The organism is Streptomyces sp. NPDC039462 (assembly GCF_055639375.1).
Map to the genome: position 1 here is coordinate 15,180 of NZ_JBVKAO010000012.1, position 18,013 is coordinate 33,192.

Here is an 18,013-nt window from a genome sequence, read left to right on the forward strand (position 1 = left end):
GCCGACCCGGCGCCGACACCGGCGCCGACCCGACGCTGACACCGGCGCCGGCCGGACGCCGACCCTGGCGCCGACCGACCCCGGCGCCGCACCCCACACCAGCGCCGACCCCAGCTTCAAGGAGTGCCTTTCCGTGCGTATCGCCGTGACCGGATCGATAGCGACCGACCACCTGATGGTCTTTCCCGGACGCTTCGCCGAGCAGCTGATCAAGGAGCAGCTGGAGCGGGTCTCCCTGTCCTTCCTCGCCGACCGGCTCGAGGTGCGCCGCGGCGGCGTCGCCGCCAACATCGCCTTCGGGCTGGGCCTGCTGGACCTGGACCCCCTCCTGATCGGCGCGGCCGGACGCGACTTCGCCGAGTACGACACCTGGCTGCGCGAACACGGCGTGGACACCTCCGCCGTCCAGGTCAGCGACACCCTGCACACCGCCCGCTTCGTGTGCACCACCGACCAGGACCAGAACCAGATCGCCACCTTCTACGCCGGCGCCATGGCCGAGGCCGCCCACATCGACCTGGCCGCCGTCACCGAGCGCACCGGCCCGCCCCTGCTCGTCCTGATCGGCGCGGACGACCCCGCCGCCATGCTGCGCCATACCGCCACCGCCCACCGCCTGGACATCCCGGTGGCCGCCGACCCCTCCCAGCAACTGGCCCGCCTGGACCGCGAGCAGGCCCGCCGGCTCGTCGACGGCGCCCGCTGGCTGTTCACCAACGAATACGAGGCCGCCCTGCTGATGGAGCGCACCGGCTGGAGCGAGGAGAACCTCCTGGACCGGGTCGGCACCTGGATCACCACTCTGGGCGCCGGCGGCGTGTCCCTGGCCCGTGCCGGCTGCCCCAAACTGCCCGTGCCGGCCGTCCCCACCGACACCATCGCCGACCCCACCGGCGCCGGCGACGCCTTCCGCTCCGGCTTCCTGGCCGGCACCGCCTGGAACCTGCCCCACGAACGCGCCGCCCAGCTCGGCTGCGCCCTGGCCACCACCGTCCTGGAATCGGTCGGCACCCAGGAGTACAAGCTCATCCCCGCCGACCTGATCGCCCGCATCGAGCAGACCTACGGCCCCGGCGCGGCCCGCGTCCTGGAGGCGCAGATCGCGAGGACCGCATGAGCAGCACCCCGCAACAGCGCGCCGACGCCCTGCGCCAGGCCCTGGCCACCCGCGTGGTGGTGGCCGACGGCGCGATGGGCACCATGCTCCAGGCCCAGGACCCCACCCTGGACGACTTCCAGCAGCTCGAGGGCTGCAACGAGGTCCTGAACGTCACCCGCCCCGACATCGTGCGCTCGGTGCACCAGGAGTACTTCGCGGCCGGCGTGGACTGCGTGGAGACCAACACCTTCGGCGCCAACCACGCGGCGCTGGGCGAGTACGACATCGCCCACCGCATCTTCGAACTGTCCCAGGCCGGCGCCCGCATCGCCCGCGAGGTCGCCGAGGAGTTCACCGCCTTGACCGGCCGGCCGCGCTGGGTCCTCGGCTCGATCGGCCCCGGCACCAAACTGCCCACCCTGGGCCACACCGACTTCACCACCCTGCGCGACGGCTTCCAGGCCAACGCCGAAGGACTCATCGCCGGCGGCGCCGACGCGCTGATCGTGGAGACCACCCAGGACCTGCTGCAGACCAAGGCCTCCCTGCTGGGCGCCCGCCGCGCCCTCAGCTCCGCCGGCCTCGACCTGCCGCTGGTGTGCTCGCTGGCCTTCGAGACGACCGGCACCATGCTGCTCGGCTCGGAGATCGGCGCCGCGCTGACCGCGCTGGAGCCGCTGGGCATCGACATGATCGGCCTGAACTGCTCGACCGGCCCGGCCGAGATGACCGAACACCTGCGCTACCTCGCCCGCCACTGCCGCGTCCCGCTGCTGTGCATGCCCAACGCCGGCCTGCCGGTACTGACCAAGGACGGCGCGCACTTCCCCCTGGACGCGGCCGGACTGGCCGACGCCCAGGAAACCTTCGTCCGCGAGTACGGGCTCTCCCTGGTCGGCGGCTGCTGCGGCACCACCCCCGAACACCTGCGCCAGGTCGTCCAGCGGGTCAGCGGCCTGACCCCGCCCGCCCGCACCCCGCACCCCGAACCCGGCGCCGCCTCGCTCTACCAGACGGTGCCGTTCCGCCAGGACACCGCCTATATGGCGATCGGGGAGCGGACCAACGCCAACGGGTCGAAGAAGTTCCGCCAGGCGATGCTGGAGGGCCGCTGGGACGACTGTGTGGAAATCGCGCGCGAGCAGATCCGCGAGGGCGCCCACATGCTGGATCTGTGTGTCGATTATGTAGGCCGGGACGGGGTGGCCGACATGGCCGAGCTCGCCGGCCGCTTCGCGACCGCCTCCACCCTGCCCATCGTGCTGGACTCCACCGAACTGCCGGTGCTGCAGGCGGGGTTGGAGAAGCTGGGCGGGCGGGCGGTCATCAACTCCGTCAACTACGAGGACGGCGACGGGCCCGAGTCGCGTTTCGCGAAGGTGACCGCGCTGGCCAAGGAGCACGGGGCGGCGCTGATCGCGCTGACCATCGACGAGGAGGGCCAGGCCCGCACCGCCGAGCACAAGGTCGCCATCGCCGAACGCCTCATCACCGACCTGACGTCGAACTGGGGCATTCATGAGGCGGACATCCTCATCGACACCCTGACCTTCACCATCTGCACCGGCCAGGAAGAATCCCGGGGCGACGGCATCGCCACCATCGAGGCGATCCGGGAGCTGAAGAAGCGCCACCCGGACGTGCAGACCACCCTGGGCCTGTCCAACATCTCCTTCGGCCTCAACCCGGCCGCCCGCGTCCTGCTCAACTCCGTCTTTTTGGATGAGTGCGTCAAGGCCGGCCTGGACTCCGCGATCGTGCACGCCTCCAAGATCCTGCCGATCGCCCGCTTCGACGACGAACAGGTCACCACCGCCCTCGACCTCATCTACGACCGGCGCGCCGAGGGCTACGACCCCTTGCAGAAGCTCATGGAACTCTTCGAGGGCGTCTCGACGAAGTCGATGAAGGCCGGCAAGGCCGAGGAACTCCTCGCCCTGCCCCTGGAGGAGCGCCTGCAGCGCCGCATCATCGACGGCGAGAAGAACGGCCTGGAAGCCGACCTGGACGAGGCCCTGCAGACCACCCCGGCCCTGGACATCGTCAACAACACCCTGCTGGAGGGCATGAAGGTGGTCGGGGAGCTGTTCGGCTCCGGCCAGATGCAGCTGCCCTTCGTCCTGCAGTCCGCCGAGGTCATGAAGAGTGCGGTGGCCCACCTGGAACCGCACATGGAGAAGGTCGAGGGCGCCGAGGGCAAGGGCACCATCGTGCTGGCCACGGTGCGCGGGGACGTGCACGACATCGGCAAGAACCTCGTCGACATCATCTTGTCCAACAACGGCTACAACGTCGTCAACCTCGGCATCAAGCAGCCCGTCGCCGCCATCCTGGATGCGGCGGCGGAGCACAAGGCCGACGTGATCGGCATGTCGGGGCTGCTGGTGAAGTCCACGGTGATCATGAAGGAGAACCTGGAGGAGCTCAACCAGCGCAAGATGGCCGCCGACTACCCCGTCATCCTCGGTGGCGCCGCGCTGACCCGCGCCTATGTGGAGCAGGACCTGCACGAGATCTACGAGGGCGAAGTGCGCTATGCGCGCGACGCGTTCGAGGGGCTGCGGCTGATGGACGCGCTCATCGCGGTCAAGCGCGGCGTGCCCGGCGCCGCTCTGCCCGAGCTCAAGCAGCGCCGGGTGCCCGCCCAGGCCGCCACCGCCGTGCTGGAGGTGACCGAACAACCGCAGCCGGCCCGCTCGGATGTGGCCACCGACAACCCCGTGCCCACCCCGCCCTTTTGGGGCACCCGGGTCATCAAGGGCATCCAGCTCAAGGAGTACGCCTCCTGGCTGGACGAGGGCGCCCTGTTCAAGGGCCAGTGGGGCCTCAAGCAGGCCCGCACCGGCACCGGCCCCACCTACGAAGAACTCGTCGAGCGCGAGGGGCGGCCCCGCCTGCGCGGTCTCCTGGACGAGCTGCAGACCAAGAACCTGCTGGAAGCCGCCGTCGTGCACGGCTACTTCCGCTGCGTGTCCAAGGGCGAGGACCTGATCCTGCTGGACGAGGCAGGCGCCGAGCACACCCGCTTCACCTTCCCCCGCCAGCCCCGCGGCCGCCGCCTGTGCCTGGCCGACTTCTTCCGCCCCGAGGAGTCCGGGGAGACCGATGTGGTGGGGCTGCAGGTGGTCACCGTCGGTTCGAAGATCGGCGAAGCGACCGCCGAGCTGTTCGCCGCCGACTCCTACCGCGACTACCTCGAACTGCACGGCCTGTCCGTCCAGCTGGCCGAGGCACTCGCCGAGTACTGGCACGCCCGCGTGCGCGCCGAACTGGGCATCGCCGGCGCCGACCCCGACACCCCCGAGGGCATGTTCCGCACCCAGTACCAGGGCTGCCGCTACTCCCTGGGCTACCCCGCCTGCCCCGACCTGGCCGACCGCGCCAAAATCGCCGCCCTGCTACGGCCCGAGCGGATCGGCGTCCAGCTCTCGGAGGAATTCCAGCTGCACCCCGAGCAGTCCACCGACGCGATCGTCCTGCACCACCCCCAGGCCAGCTACTTCAACGCCGGAGGCCGGCCATGACCGTCCTGCGCGACCTCATCCACCAGGCCGCCCCCACCTTCTCCTTCGAGTTCTTCCCGCCCAAGACCCCGGCCGCGGCCACCGCGCTGTGGCGCACCATCCGCCGCATCGAAACCCTCGCCCCCGCCTTCGTCTCGGTCACCTACGGCGCCGGCGGCTCCTCCCGCGAGCGCACCGTGGAGGTCACCAAACGCATCGCCGCCGAGACCACGCTGCGCCCGGTCGCCCACCTGACCGCCGTGGGGCACTCGGTGGCCGAACTGCGCCACATCATCGGCCAGTACGCCGACGCGGGCGTGCGCGACGTGCTGGCGGTGCGCGGCGACCCGCCCGGCGACCCGGGCGCCGACTGGATCCCCCACCCCCAGGGACTGACCCACGCCCACGAACTGGTGCGCCTGGTCAAGGAGTCGGGCCACTTCAGCGTCGGAGTGGCCGCCTTCCCCGAACGCCACCCGCGCTCACCGGACTGGGACAGCGACATCCGCCACTTCGTCGCCAAGTGCCGCGCGGGCGCCGACTACGCCATCACCCAGATGTTCTTCCACACCGAGGACTATCTGCGGCTGCGCGACAAGGTGGCCGCCGCCGGCTGCGACACCCCGATCATCCCGGAGATCATGCCGGCCACCGACGTGCGCCAGATCAGCCGCTTCGCCCGACTCAGCGGCGCCGCCTTCCCCGAGGCCCTGGCCCACCGCCTGGAGGCCGCCCGCGACAACCCCGCCGAGGGACACCGCATCGGCGTCGAGCACGCCACCGCGATGGCCCAGCGCCTGCTGGCCGAAGGCGCCCCCGGACTGCACTACATCACCCTCAACCGCTCGACGGCCACGCTCGAGATCCACCGCAACGTCACGAACTCAAGGAGCACCCCGCATGACCTCGCAGCCCACCACTGACGGCCAGGACTTCAAGGTCGCCGACCTCTCCCTGGCGGCGTTCGGCCGTAAGGAGATCACTCTGGCCGAGCACGAGATGCCCGGTCTGATGGCGATCCGCAAGGAGTTCGCCGCCTCCCAGCCGCTGGCCGGGGCCCGCATCATGGGCTCCCTGCACATGACCGTGCAGACCGCCGTCCTCATCGAGACGCTGGTGGCGTTGGGTGCGGAGGTGCGCTGGGTCTCCTGCAACATCTTCTCCACCCAGGACCACGCGGCCGCGGCGATCGCGGTCGGCCCGAACGGCACCCCCGAAGACCCGCAGGGTGTGCCGGTCTTCGCCTGGAAGGGCGAGAGCCTGGAGGAGTACTGGTGGTGCACGGAGCAGGCGCTGACCTGGCCGAACACCCCCACCGGCGGCCCGAACATGATCCTGGACGACGGCGGCGACGCCACCCTCCTGGTCCACAAGGGCGTGGAGTATGAGAAGGCCGGCAAGGTCCCGGCGGTGGAGACGGCGGAGAACGACGAGCACCGCGTGATCCTGCAGGTCCTCAACCGCACCATCAGCGAGGGCTCGCAGAAGTGGACGCAGCTGGCCTCGGAGATCCGCGGGGTGACCGAGGAGACCACCACCGGCGTGCACCGCCTGTATGAGATGCACCGCGAGGGCACCCTCCTCTTCCCGGCGATCAATGTGAACGACGCGGTGACCAAGTCGAAGTTCGACAACAAGTACGGCTGCCGGCACTCGCTGATCGACGGCATCAACCGCGCCACCGACGTGTTGATCGGCGGCAAGACCGCGGTGGTGTGCGGGTATGGCGATGTGGGCAAGGGGTGTGCGGAGTCGCTGCGCGGCCAGGGTGCCCGGGTGATCGTCACGGAGATCGACCCGATCTGCGCGCTGCAGGCGGCGATGGACGGCTATCAGGTGACCACGCTGGATGAGGTGGTGGAGACGGCCGACATCTTCATCACCACGACCGGCAACAAGGACATCATCATGGCCTCGGACATGGCCCGGATGAAGCACCAGGCGATCGTGGGCAACATCGGCCACTTCGACAACGAGATCGACATGGCCGGCCTCGCCGCGATTCCGGGGATCGTCAAGGACGAGGTCAAGCCGCAGGTGCACACCTGGACCTTCCCCGAGGGCAAGGTGCTGATCGTGCTGTCCGAGGGCCGTCTGCTCAACCTGGGCAACGCCACCGGCCACCCGTCCTTCGTGATGTCCAACTCCTTCGCCGACCAGACGCTGGCCCAGATCGAGCTGTTCACCAAGCCCGAGGAGTACCCCACCGGCGTCTACGTGCTGCCCAAGCACCTGGACGAGAAGGTCGCCCGCCTCCACCTCGACGCGCTGGGCGTCAAGCTGACCACGCTGCGCCCGGAGCAGGCCGCCTACATCGGTGTCGAGGTCGAGGGCCCCTTCAAGCCCGACCACTACCGCTACTGACCCCCGGCCGGCCACCGGCCGGCCGCCGAACAGGAGGACCCGTGCACGACCCGGAAGAGGAGGACCACCGGCCGCTCCCGCACCCCGCCGCCCCGGCCGCCCCCGCCCCGTTCCTGCGGCTCGCCGGCATCGACGAGGACGACACCGGGGAGCCCCACGTCGTGCGCGGTATCGACTGACGCACCCCCCCGCGGCGGGGCCTGCCCCCAGGCCCCGCCCCCCCGGGCCGCCCCGGCAGGCCGCACGGCCCTGGCGGGCCCGCACCGCACGGCCCTGGCGGGCCCGTCCCGCACGGCCCGTCCCGTCCCGTCCCGCACGGCCCGTCCCGTCCTGCACCGCACGGCCCGGCCTGCCCGGCAGGCCGCACGGCCCCGGCCAGCCCGCACGGCCCGGCAGGCCCGCACCGCATCGCCCGGCCCCGGCCGGTTCGCCCCGGGCCGGTTCGAGCGTGCGTCGAGCGCCCGCCGAGCGGCCGGGGCCGGGGATGGGCCACCATGACGCCCGGCACCCCAACTCCCGGCCCCGCCACCGCCCCTGGCCCGCCGCCCCGCCCACACCCCACCGCGCCGTGCCGTGCCGTGCGGTGGGTGCGGTGGGGTGCCGGGCGGGGCGGCCGGGGCCGGTCCACCCACACACCACACCCACACACCAGCCCGACGCGGCCCGCCGCCCCACCCGCCGGCCGCGTCCCCACGAAGGAGGAGCGATGCCCACAGCCGCACAAGGCCCCACCGCCCTGAGCGACATCGGCGACGCCCTGGCCAGGGCCGGCGCGGCCTCGCTGACCGGCGAGCGCGCCCAGCTGGCCGAGGGCCTGCTGCGGGCGGCCCTGTCCAAATGGGAGGACCCCGCCGCCCGGCCGCAGCTCCTGGCCGCCTTCAGCGCCGTGTTCGCCGGCGAGGAAGGCGCCGCCCAGATGCGCGACTTCATGTCCCAGCAGATCTTCCGGCAGCTGGCCGCCTCCCTCGACGAACCGCCCAAGGACTTCCAGGAGGTCGCCGCCGCCCTCGGCGTGCCGCCCATGAACATCAACGCCGCCCAGGCCCAGGTGTGGGGCGTGGCGGTCCTGCGCTACGTGGTGAAGCTGGAGCCGCTCGCCTCCGCCACGGTCGACGAGGTCGTCGCCCTCATCGCGCCCACCATCCAGCGCTACCTGGTGGGCTGAGACGACCCGCGCCGGCCCCGTCCCGCCGCGCGGGCGAAGAACCGCCGCCGTTCCCCTCACATTCCGCCGCGCCATTTCGTCGTACCGGTGGAGACGGACGCCAACCCGCGAACAGGGGTGCACGACTCACCGGCACGAGCCCGGAAATGCCCGCGCGGACGCCCTTCTTGGGTCGCACTTATTCGGAGGAAGTAATCAGGCCATGAGTACTCTCGACAAAGAGTCCACGGGCGGGGCGGAAGCCCCCGCTGCCGACCCGCGGCGATGGAAAGCGCTGGCCATTTTGGCGGCGATTCAGTTCATGCTCGTCATGGATGTCACGATCGTGCTCGTCGCGCTTCCCGAGATCGACAAGGATCTGACCTTCAACCCGACGGGCGATCTCGCCTGGGTCATCAACGGCTATGTGCTGACGGCCGGTGGATTCCTGTTGCTGGGCGGCCGGCTGGCCGACATGTACGGCCGCCGCAAGATCTTCATGATCGGTGTGATCTTCTTCGGTGTCGCCTCCGCCACCTGCGGCGCGGCGATGTCCTCCGGGATGCTGGTCTCCAGCCGCTTCGTCCAGGGCCTGGGCGAGGCCCTGTGCGGCCCGGCCGCGCTCGGCATGATCCCCGTGCTGTTCCCCGACGCCAAGGAGCGGATGAAGGCCCTGGGCGTGTGGGGCGGCACCGCGGCCCTGGGCGGCGTGATCGGCTCGGTCGTCTCCGGCGCCCTGACCGAATACGTCGACTGGCGCTGGATCTTCTACATCAACATCCCCATCGCGATCGCCGCGCTGATCCTGGTGCCCAAGGTCATGCCGGAAAGCCGTATGGAACGCGAGGGCCGCAGCGTCGACTTCGTCGGCGCGGTCGCCATCACCGGCGGTCTCGTCGCGGTCGTGTACGGCCTGATCAAGGCCGCCGACCACGAGTGGGGCTCCTCCACCGTGCTCGTCCCGCTGCTCGCCGGCATCGGCGTGCTGTTCCTGGCGGCCCTGTGGGAGATGCGGATCTCCGACCCGATGGTGCCCATCCGCTTCTTCACCAACCGCACCCGGGTCACCTCCAACGTGGTGACCCTGGCCCTGCTGGCCAGCTTCCACTGCTACGCCTTCCTGCTGATCCTCTACATGCAGAAGGTCCTGCTGTACTCCCCGATCAAGTCGGGCATGGCCGTGGTGCCGCTGGCCTTCGCGATGGGCGCCGGCATGGGCGTGGCCTCCGCCCTGATGCCCCGCATCGGCGTCAAGGCGGTCCTGGCCATCGGCTTCTTCGGCGCCGCCGCGGGCCTGGTCGTCGCCTCCACCCTGGAGGCCGACTCCACCTACCTCAACGGCGTCCTGCCCGGCATGCTCGTGTTCGGCCTGTTCAGCGCCATGTGCTACCCGGCCCTGGTCAACGGCGCGCTCTACCAGGTCACCGGCAAGGACTCCGGCCTGGCCTCCGGCGTGCAGACCGCCATGCAGCAGATCGGCGGCGCGCTCGGCCTGGCCACCCTGGTCCCGCTCGCCATCCGCTACACCACCGACCACATCGGCGAGGGCGTCCTGCCCACCGTCGCCCAGTCCGACGGAGCCGCGCGGGCCTTCCAGGTGGGCGCCGTCCTGGTGGCCATCGCCGCCGTCCTGGTCCTCCTGCTGATGCAGAAGGTGGACGCCACCCCGCGCAACGTCCTGGCCGAAGCCGACGCCGACCCCGACGAGGAGGCGGTGGCCCAGCCCACCACCACCGGCGTCTGACAGCTGCCGGCCACCCCCGAGCCGGCTTGCCGCACCGCCCCCGGGACCTGCCCCGGGGGCGGTGCTGTGCTGTGCGCGGGCCCCGCCCCGCGGGGGAGGGGGGAGGGGGTGCGGCCGTACGGCCTGGTGAGCCGAAGCACGGTAGTTGTCACATAGGCAGTCTTGTTGTCACCTGCGAGGTGCGGCGCCGGAAGGTCTCAACTCTTGACGGCCTCTGCGATCTGCTGGGCGGCCTGGGCGGGGGTGAGGTGCGTGGTGTCGACGACCTCGGCCTCGGCGTGCAGCCACGCGCGGGCCGCCTCGGCGTAGGGCTCGAGGTATTGGAGACGGAACGGGGAGTTGGGGCCGAGAACGGTGTCACCCGCGATGCGCGCGCGGAGGGTGTCCTGGTCGGCGTGGAGGACGAAGTGCCTGACCGGAATGTCGCGCTGGGCAAGGCCCGAGCTGATCTCGCGCCAGTACCGCTCGACCAGGACGGTCATAGGCATCACCAGGGTTCCGCCGGTGTAGTCGAGGATGCGTCGGGCGGTCTCGACCACGAGGGGCCGCCATGGCGGCCAGTGCTGGAAGTTGTCCGTCGTGGGCAGTCCTGGCTTGATGTCCATGAGTGTCTCGCCGACTTTCTCGGCGTCGAACACTCGGGAGTCCGGGATCAGCTGCTGGACGAGCGCACTGGTCGTCGTCTTGCCTGCGCCGTGGGTGCCGTTGAGCCATACGATCATGAGCTTGACGCTAGCGTCGTGTGGGCCACGGGACAGGCAGAGCAGAAAAGCTGAATGAGCGCATGTGACAAATCGAATGCCTTGTTGGTGACAACCCCAGTGCTTCGCCGACCCCGTTTCGCCAGCTCACTCAGCTCCACAGGTGACAACTTCTGAGGTTCGGCTCACCTGGTTGCCCGCGGCGCCCGCCGACGGACCCTCAACCCGCCTGCCGCGGCGGCCGGTTGGCCCCTTTTTGCGGCCTTCGCGGGCGAGTGACCCACACCACTTCGAGGCGCCCTAGGCGCGGAGTCGCCCCGCGTGTCACTATTCCAGTGCATCCACCCTGCCCAAAAGCATTACAGCGGCGGGGGATTGCGGGCCCCACCAAAACCGCCGGGCGCCCCCTCTTTCCCGTACGGGGAGACGATTCCCGCACACCCGGGGCCGCCCATACGCCCCCTTCAAGCGGCACGGACCGGTATGGCCCCCCGCGATGTCACCCCGCGCGCACCGGCTTTCGTACCCTTCGCGTTTCCTGCGCGCTCACCCGGCGAACCCCCGGCGTCATTCACCCGGCGCCGCGCACCGGGAAATCGGCCCCACCCCGCAATTCCACGGCACCCCCGCCGCGGTGTCCTGCCTCATTCCGTCCGACACGTCTGGATGATGCGATCTCCATGCAGAAAAGACCAGGGGAGCCGAGTGCGCTGACACCACCGGCCCCGGCCCGGGGCAGCGCCCCCGTCCGCCGGGCCCGCACCGTCGGCGTCGGCCGCGCCCACGCCAAGACCATCCTGCTGGGGGAGCACGCCGTGGTCTACGGCGCGCCCGCCCTGGCGCTGCCGGTGCCGCAGCTGGCCGCCACGGCGAGCGCCGGCTGGTCCGCGCCCGGCCCGCACGGCGCCGGCGAGGTCTCCTTGACCATGACCGGATCCCCCTCCCGGCCGGTGGCCACCCAGGCCTCCGACGGACTGCGCCGGCTGGCCGCCGAGTTCCGCACCGCCATGAACATCTCCCGCGACGTGCACCTCGAGGTGATCCTGGACTGCGCCATCCCGCCCGGCCGCGGACTGGGCTCCAGCGCCGCGTGCGCGCGGGCCGTGGTCCTGGCACTGGCCGACCTCTTCGGCCGCGACCTGAGCGACCAACAGGCCTTCGACCTGGTGCAGAGCGCCGAGAACGTGGCCCACGGCCGCGCCAGCGGCGTGGACGCCACCGCCGTCGGCGCCCGCGGCCCGCTGCTGTTCCAGCAGGGCCGCAGTCAGGAACTGCCCCTGGGCTGCGAGGGATTGTTCATCGTCGCCGACAGCGGCGAGGTGGGCCGCACCAAGGACGCCGTCGCCGTGCTGCGCGCCGGCTTCCAGCAGCACCCCGGCACCCAGCAGCGCTTCACCGACCGCGCCGCACACCTGACCGGCCAGGGCGCCCGCGCCCTGACCGCCGGCACCCTGGAACAACTGGGCCCCCTGCTGACGCAGTATCACCACCTGCTGCACGACGCACGGTTGAGCACCCCGCGCATCGACGCCCTGGTCCAGGCGGCCCTGGCGGCCGGCAGCCTCGGCGCCAAGATCACCGGAGGCGGCCTGGGCGGCTGCATGCTCGCCCTGACCCCCTCGGAACAGGCCAGCGCCGTCACCCAGCAACTGCACGCCGCCGGCGCCGTCCAGACCTGGGTCCTGCCCCTGAAGACACGCACCGACCACAGCACGCCCCGGCCCTGAACCAGCACGCCCGCCCCGCGCGGGACGCTTCACGGGCCGACGGCCCGCACCCGCGCCCGCCGGGGGCCGGGCTTGTCGCGGGCTGGTGCCGCGCCTTGGCTCTGCCCCGGTGCGCCCGCCGGGCGCCGGGTTCTGCGCGGGCCTGGCAGGCACCCGGCCCTGAACCGATGCGTGCGTGCAGGGCACGGGGGCTGTCGTGGGCTCGCGGCGCGATCTGGCCCTGAGCCGATGCGGGGCCGGGTATGGCGCGGGTTCTTTGTGGGCCGGTGGCGCGCCTCGGTCCTGCATCGATGTGTGTGCAGGGGGCGGGGGGCTTCCATGGGCTCGCGGCGCGGCCTGGCCCTGCACCGGTGCGCCCGCTTGGTGCCGGGTTCTTTGTGGGCCTGTGGCGAGCCCCGGCTCTGAAGCGATGCGCGCCGTGTACGGCGCGGGATCCTCCGCGGGCCTGTGGCGTGCCCTGGCCCTGAACCGGTGCGCGTGCAGGGCGCGGAGGCGGTGCGCCCCGGGTCTGAACCGATGCGTGCACGGCGCGGAGGTTTTCAAGGCCCGTCGTACGTCCCGGTCCTGAACCGGCGCGCTCGCCTGGCGCCGGGTTCTGCGCGGGCCGCGGCATGCCCGGCTGCCCGCACCCATCTACTCATCCATCCATCCGCACATCCGCATACCCGAGAGGAGCAGGCACATGAGCGGTATCGCAGCACCCGGCACGGGCGCCCGTGTGCCGTCCCGCCGAAACCCGGGGGATGACGGCACCACCGGTGCGGCGCCCCGCCCCCGCACCGGGGACAGCGCCGTCCGCAACGACGCGCCGCGCAACGACGCCCCGCGCCGCAGCAGTCTGCTGCCGGCGGCGGGCCGGCAAGGAGGCGGCATGGCCGCGGGCGCTGCCCTGCTCGCATGGTGAACGGCTACCGCCCGCCCCGCGACAGCGGATGACGGCCGGCGCACGAGGGACACGCGTGAGGCCCGCGTGCCGGATCACACCGGCCGCCGCCGGCCCCGCCGTCCGCCCGCTCACCCTGCGCGCACCCGCCCCGCGCCCGCCCGGCCGTGCCCTTCGGCGCACCCCGGGCCGGCCGCCGCCCGGCCGATGACTTCCCGGGCCGGCGGGGCATGCGCCCGGAGCATCCTCGGCAGCCTGCCCGAGACGGTGCTCCCCGACCGGAGGCAGCCGGCGCCGCTCTGTGCGGCCTGCCGCGCACCCGGTCCCGCCCCGTTGCGTGACCAGCAGAAACGGTAGACATGACAGCGACACATCGCACGGTGTGCGTGGTAGGTGCCGGACCGCGTGGACTGTCCGTACTCGAGCGCCTGTGCGCCAACGCCCGCTCGCAGTCCTCGCACCACACCGTCCACATCCATGTGATCGACCCCTACCCGCCCGGGCCCGGCAAGGTGTGGCGCACCGACCAGTCCCCGCACCTGCTCATGAACACCGTGGCCGGCCAGATATCGGTGTTCACCGACGCCAGCGTCGACCTGCACGGGCCCCTGGAGCCGGGGCCGAGCCTGCACGAGTGGGCCCGCGCGCTGGCCGCCGGCGAGATCGACGGCGACCACCCGGCCGAGGTGCGCGAGCAGGCCCGCGCGCTGGGCCCCGACACCTATCCCACCCGCGCCTTCTACGGCCACTACCTGCGCTGGGCCTACGACCGCATCGTGGCCGGCGCCCCCGCCACCGTGCAGGTCACCGTCCACCGCGCCCTGGCCACCGCGCTGGACGACGAGGACACCACCGCGCTGGGCGCGGACGACACGACCGCGCTGGGCAAGGAGGACACCACCGCGCTGGGCGCGGAGGGCGTCACTGCCCTGGGCGCGGGGGACATCCACGCCTTGGGCGTGGAGAAGACCACCGTCCTGGGGGCGGAGGAGACCGCTGCCTTGAGTGCGGAGGGCGTCACCGCCCTGGGTGCGGAAGGGGTCACTGCCCTGGGCACGGAGGACATCACCGTTCTGGGTGCGGAGGACATCAATGCCCTGGACAAGGACGACACCACCGCCCTGGAGAAGGAGGGCGCCACCGTCCTGGGCGCGGAGGGGACCGTTGCCTTGGGCGCGGACACCGCCGTCCTGAGTGCTCAGGACACCGCCGTCCTGGGCAAGGTGAAGGGCACCACCGTCCCGGCCGTGGAGAACACCCCGGCCGCAAAGAACACCCCCGGCCGGGGCCGTCAGCGCGTGACTCTGAGCGATGGCACCGTGCTGCGGGGCCTGGATGTGGTCATCCTGTGCCAGGGGCATCTGCCGGCCACCGCCGACGGGGCCGAGCGGGACTTCGCCGCCCGGGCCCGCACCGCAGGGCTGTGCCACATCGCGCCGGCCAACCCCGCCGACGTCGACCTGGACGTGCTGGCCCCGGGCCACACCGTGCTGCTGCGCGGTCTGGGGCTGAACTTCTTCGACTACCTGGCCCAGCTCACCGCCGGCCGCGGCGGCACCTTCACCCGCGCCGGCGGCCGCCTCCTCTATCTGGCCTCCGGCCAGGAGCCCCGGCTGTGGGCCGGCTCCCGGCGCGGCATCCCCTACCAGGCCCGCGGCGAGAACGAGAAGGGCCCCCACGGCCGCCACGAACCGCTGCTGCTCACCCCCCGGCGCATCCAGGAACTGCGCGCCGCCCACCCGTACGGCCTGGACTTCAGGGCCGACCTGTGGCCGCTGATCTCCCGGGAGGCCGAGACCGTCTACTACACGAGCCTGCTCAGCTCGCGCGGGGACGCCGGCCGGGCGGCCCGCTTCCAGGCCGACTACCTGGCCGCCGCGGCCGGGCCGGAGCAGACCGACGCCGTTCTGGAGTCCTACGGCATCGGCGACAAGGACCGCTTCGACTGGGACCTGCTCGCCCGCCCCTACCGCCACCGGGAGTTCACCGGCCCGCACGACTTCACCGGCTGGCTCCTGGACCACCTGCGCCAAGACGTCGCCGAAGCCCGTTCCGGCAACGTCAACGGCCCCCTCAAGGCGGCCCTGGACGTCCTGCGGGACCTGCGCAACGAGATCCGCCTGGCGGTCGACCACAACGGCCTGCACGGCGACTCCCACCGCACCGACCTGGACGGCTGGTACACCCCGCTGAACGCACACCTCTCGATCGGCCCGCCGGCCCGCCGCGTCGAGGAGATGATCGCGCTGATCGAGGCCGGAGTGCTGCAAGTCGTCGGCCCCGGCCTGCGGGTGGACATCCAGGACGGCCAATACGCCGTCCACTCCCCGCTGGTACCCGGCTCGGCGCTGCGCGTGGACGCCCTGGTGGAGGCGCGGCTGCCCGCGATCACGCTGCGCCGCACCGGCGACCGGCTGCTGCGATACCTGCGCGACAGCGGCCAGTGCACCGCCCACCGCATCCCCGTCCGCGGCGGGGCCCCCTATGTGAGTGAGGGAGTGGCCGTCACCCGGCGGCCGTTCCACCTGATCGACGCGGCCGGCCGGGCCCACCCGCGCCGCTTCGCCTTCGGTGTGCCCACCGAGTCGGTGCACTGGGTGACGGCCGCGGGCATCCGCCCCGGCGTCAACTCGGTGACCCTCACCGACGCCGACGCCATCGCCCGCGCCGCCCTGGCCACCGCACCGCCCCCGCCGCCCACCGACGTTCCTCCGCCACCGGCCGCGGCCCCGGCACAGGTGCCGGTCCCGACCTCGGCACAGGTCCCGGCCTCGGCCCCGGTACAGGCCCCGGCCCGGCAAGCAGAGCAAGGAGCCACCCATGCCCACTGACCCCCCGCCCACCACCGCGACGGCACCCACCGCCCAGACGGTCCCCGCCGCCCAGTCGGCCTCCGCTGGGCAGACGGCGCCCGCCGCCCAGTTGGCGCCCGCCGCCCAGGTGGCCCCCGCTGGGCAGACGGTCCCCACCGCCCAAGCGGCACCCATCGCCCAGTCGGCCCCCGCCGGGCAGGCGGCGCCCGCCGCCCAGTTGGCGCCCACCGTCCAGGCGGCCTCCGCTGGGCAGACGGTCCCCACCGTCCAGGCGGCACCCATCGCCCAGTCGGCCTCCGCCGGGCAGGCGGCGCCCATCGCCCAGTCGGCCTCCGCCGGGCAGGCGGCGCCCATCGCCCAGTCGGCCTCCGCCGGGCAGGCGGCGCCCATCGCCCAGTCGGCCCCCGCCGGGCAGGCGGCGCCCATCGCCCAGTCGGCCCCCGCCAGGCAAGCGGCCCCCACCGCGCCGCCGCCCCCCGCCGCGCGGGCACCGCGGCTGGACTCCGGGCTGCTCGCGCCGGTCTGGGCGGATGCGCCCGTCGCCGATGCGGTCTCCGACGATGCCTGGCTGCAGGCCATGCTGGACGCCGAGGCGGCCCTGAGCCGGGCCCAGGCCCGCCTGGGCACGGTGCCCGCGGCCGCTGCCCGGGCCATCACCGCCGCCGCCCGTGCCGAGCGCCTCGACCTCGCCGCGCTGGCCGTCCAGGCCCGCCAGTCGGCCAACCCGGTGGTCGCCCTGGTCCGGGAGTTCACCGCGCTGGTGGCCGCCCAGGACCCGGACGCGGCCGCCTACGTCCACCGCGGCTCCACCAGCCAGGACATCTTCGACACCGCGGCCGTCCTGGTCGCCCACCGGGCGCTGGACCTGATCCGCGCCGACCTGCACCGCGTCCAGGAGGAGCTGGCCCTCCTGGCCCGCACCCACCGCGACACCCTCATGGCGGGCCGCACCCTGGCCCTGCACGCGGTGCCCACGACCTTCGGCTGCAAGGCGGCGGGCTGGCGCCACCTCGTCCTGGACGCGGCCGACCAGCTCACCGCGCTCAGCGCACGCGCACCGGTCCAGCTCGGCGGGGCCGCCGGCACCCTGGCCGGCTACCTCGCACACGCCCCGGGCGCCGACCCGGACACCTACACCGCGGCCCTCACCCAGGCGTACGCGGACGAACTGGGGCTGTGCGCCCCGCTGCTGCCCTGGCACGTGCTGCGCACCCCGGTGGTGGAGCTGGCCCACGGGGCCGCGTTCACCTGCACCGCCCTGGGCAAGATCGCGGTGGATGTGCTGTCGCTGACCCGCACCGAGGTCGGCGAGGTCCACGAGCCGGCCCCCGCCGGGCGCGGCGCGTCCTCGGCGATGCCGCACAAACGCAACCCCGTGCTGGCCACCGCCATCCGCTCCGCCGCCCTGCAGGCACCGCAGCTGGCGGCGGGCGTGCTGGGCTGCATGCTGAGCGAGGACGAGCGGTCCGCCGGCGCCTGGCACGCCGAGTGGGAGCCGCTGCGCGCCCTGCTGCGGCTGGCCGGGGGAGCGGCGCACCAGGCGGTGGAGCTCGTCTGCCACCTGTCGGTGGACGCCGGGCGGATGCGCGCCAACACCGGTCTGACCGCGGGACAGATCGTCTCCGAGCGGATCGCCGCCGCGCTGACCCCGCTGCTGGGCAAGGCCGCCGCGCGCGAGGTGCTCGATACGGCCTCCGCCCGGGCGGTGCGCACCGGCCGGCCGCTGGCCGAGGTCCTGGCCCAGGACGAGCGGGCGGCGACCGCTTTGGACGGCGCCCGCCGCACCGACCTGTTCGACCCCCAGGCCTACACCGGGGCCGCGGCCGCGCTGACCGAGCGCGCCCTGTCCCGCGCGCCGCTTGCCGCGCCCGCGGGCCCCGCCCGCCCGGCCGCCGCCGGCGACCACCCCAGGTGAACACGGCAGCGGCCCCCCCGCAGGCCACCGGCAGCCGGGACGGGAACCCGGGACGGGACCCCGGGGCGGGTCAGCGCTGGCGCTGGAGAGCGATCTCAGTGAGCTCTTCTATGTCGAATT

12 protein-coding genes are annotated in these 18,013 nt (G+C 72.9%); 11 read left to right on the forward strand and 1 reads right to left on the reverse strand.

Annotation, left to right across the window (positions count from 1 at the left end; all coding sequences use genetic code 11):
• Window positions 1-133: 133 nt before the first annotated feature.
• The 7 genes from ACZ7LU_RS39680 to ACZ7LU_RS39710 all read left to right on the forward strand — a co-directional run bounded on the left by ACZ7LU_RS39680 (window position 134) and on the right by ACZ7LU_RS39710 (window position 9,854).
• Window positions 134-1,117 carry a carbohydrate kinase family protein gene (locus ACZ7LU_RS39680; protein ID WP_471919627.1) on the forward strand — a complete coding sequence of 328 codons (984 nt, stop codon included), beginning with the start codon at window positions 134-136 and terminating at the stop codon, window positions 1,115-1,117.
• Window positions 1,114-4,623, forward strand: a complete 3,510-nt coding sequence (gene metH, locus ACZ7LU_RS39685) for a methionine synthase (protein WP_471919628.1) — start codon at window positions 1,114-1,116, stop codon at window positions 4,621-4,623. Before ACZ7LU_RS39680 ends, metH begins: the two co-directional genes overlap by 4 nt.
• Window positions 4,620-5,525, forward strand: coding sequence for a methylenetetrahydrofolate reductase [NAD(P)H] (metF, locus tag ACZ7LU_RS39690; RefSeq protein ID WP_398312986.1), 906 nt, complete (start codon window positions 4,620-4,622; stop codon window positions 5,523-5,525). Before metH ends, metF begins: the two co-directional genes overlap by 4 nt.
• Window positions 5,503-6,966 carry an adenosylhomocysteinase gene (gene ahcY, locus ACZ7LU_RS39695; RefSeq protein WP_471919629.1) on the forward strand — a complete coding sequence of 488 codons (1,464 nt, stop codon included), beginning with the start codon at window positions 5,503-5,505 and terminating at the stop codon, window positions 6,964-6,966. The genes metF and ahcY overlap by 23 nt, the downstream gene beginning before the upstream one ends.
• A gap of 41 nt (window positions 6,967-7,007) precedes the next feature.
• On the forward strand, window positions 7,008-7,145 hold the full coding sequence (locus tag ACZ7LU_RS39700) for a hypothetical protein (RefSeq protein WP_468093180.1): 138 nt from the start codon (window positions 7,008-7,010) through the stop codon (window positions 7,143-7,145).
• A gap of 527 nt (window positions 7,146-7,672) precedes the next feature.
• Window positions 7,673-8,131, forward strand: a complete 459-nt coding sequence (locus ACZ7LU_RS39705) for a TetR/AcrR family transcriptional regulator (protein ID WP_398312877.1) — start codon at window positions 7,673-7,675, stop codon at window positions 8,129-8,131.
• Window positions 8,132-8,333: 202 nt separating this feature from the next.
• Window positions 8,334-9,854 carry an MFS transporter gene (locus ACZ7LU_RS39710; RefSeq protein WP_468563825.1) on the forward strand — a complete coding sequence of 507 codons (1,521 nt, stop codon included), beginning with the start codon at window positions 8,334-8,336 and terminating at the stop codon, window positions 9,852-9,854.
• A gap of 197 nt (window positions 9,855-10,051) precedes the next feature.
• Here the strand turns inward: ACZ7LU_RS39710 and ACZ7LU_RS39715 are convergent, their stop codons facing one another.
• Window positions 10,052-10,576: a P-loop nucleotide/nucleoside kinase family protein gene (locus ACZ7LU_RS39715; RefSeq protein ID WP_471919630.1), complete on the reverse strand. Its 525-nt coding sequence runs from the start codon at window positions 10,574-10,576 to the stop codon at window positions 10,052-10,054.
• 659 nt (window positions 10,577-11,235) lie between these two features.
• On the opposite strand from ACZ7LU_RS39715, the gene mvk reads away from it, so the two are divergent.
• From mvk to ACZ7LU_RS39735, 4 genes are all read left to right on the forward strand, one after another.
• Window positions 11,236-12,282, forward strand: a complete 1,047-nt coding sequence (gene mvk / locus ACZ7LU_RS39720) for a mevalonate kinase (protein WP_471145484.1) — start codon at window positions 11,236-11,238, stop codon at window positions 12,280-12,282.
• A gap of 682 nt (window positions 12,283-12,964) precedes the next feature.
• The gene (locus ACZ7LU_RS39725) at window positions 12,965-13,186 is read left to right on the forward strand and encodes a hypothetical protein (protein ID WP_471919631.1); all 222 of its coding nucleotides are present in this window, start codon (window positions 12,965-12,967) and stop codon (window positions 13,184-13,186) included.
• Window positions 13,187-13,524: 338 nt separating this feature from the next.
• Window positions 13,525-15,996 (forward strand): FAD/NAD(P)-binding protein, encoded by a 2,472-nt coding sequence (locus tag ACZ7LU_RS39730; RefSeq protein ID WP_471919632.1) that lies wholly within the window; start codon window positions 13,525-13,527, stop codon window positions 15,994-15,996.
• A gap of 478 nt (window positions 15,997-16,474) precedes the next feature.
• The gene (locus ACZ7LU_RS39735) at window positions 16,475-17,893 is read left to right on the forward strand and encodes a nitrosuccinate lyase (protein ID WP_471919637.1); all 1,419 of its coding nucleotides are present in this window, start codon (window positions 16,475-16,477) and stop codon (window positions 17,891-17,893) included.
• The last annotated feature ends 120 nt before the right edge of the window (window positions 17,894-18,013 follow it).

What these genes read in the sequence shown, in the direction of transcription:
- ACZ7LU_RS39725 (WP_471919631.1), top strand. Translation starts at nt 12,965, where the DNA reads ATGAGCGGTATCGCAGCACCCGGCACGGGCGCCCGTGTGCCGTCCCGC.
- metH (WP_471919628.1), top strand. Translation starts at nt 1,114, where the DNA reads ATGAGCAGCACCCCGCAACAGCGCGCCGACGCCCTGCGCCAGGCCCTG.
- ahcY (WP_471919629.1), top strand. Translation starts at nt 5,503, where the DNA reads ATGACCTCGCAGCCCACCACTGACGGCCAGGACTTCAAGGTCGCCGAC.
- mvk (WP_471145484.1), top strand. Translation starts at nt 11,236, where the DNA reads ATGCAGAAAAGACCAGGGGAGCCGAGTGCGCTGACACCACCGGCCCCG.
- ACZ7LU_RS39705 (WP_398312877.1), top strand. Translation starts at nt 7,673, where the DNA reads ATGCCCACAGCCGCACAAGGCCCCACCGCCCTGAGCGACATCGGCGAC.
- ACZ7LU_RS39710 (WP_468563825.1), top strand. Translation starts at nt 8,334, where the DNA reads ATGAGTACTCTCGACAAAGAGTCCACGGGCGGGGCGGAAGCCCCCGCT.
- ACZ7LU_RS39715 (WP_471919630.1), bottom strand. Translation starts at nt 10,576, where the DNA reads ATGATCGTATGGCTCAACGGCACCCACGGCGCAGGCAAGACGACGACC.
- metF (WP_398312986.1), top strand. Translation starts at nt 4,620, where the DNA reads ATGACCGTCCTGCGCGACCTCATCCACCAGGCCGCCCCCACCTTCTCC.
- ACZ7LU_RS39730 (WP_471919632.1), top strand. Translation starts at nt 13,525, where the DNA reads ATGACAGCGACACATCGCACGGTGTGCGTGGTAGGTGCCGGACCGCGT.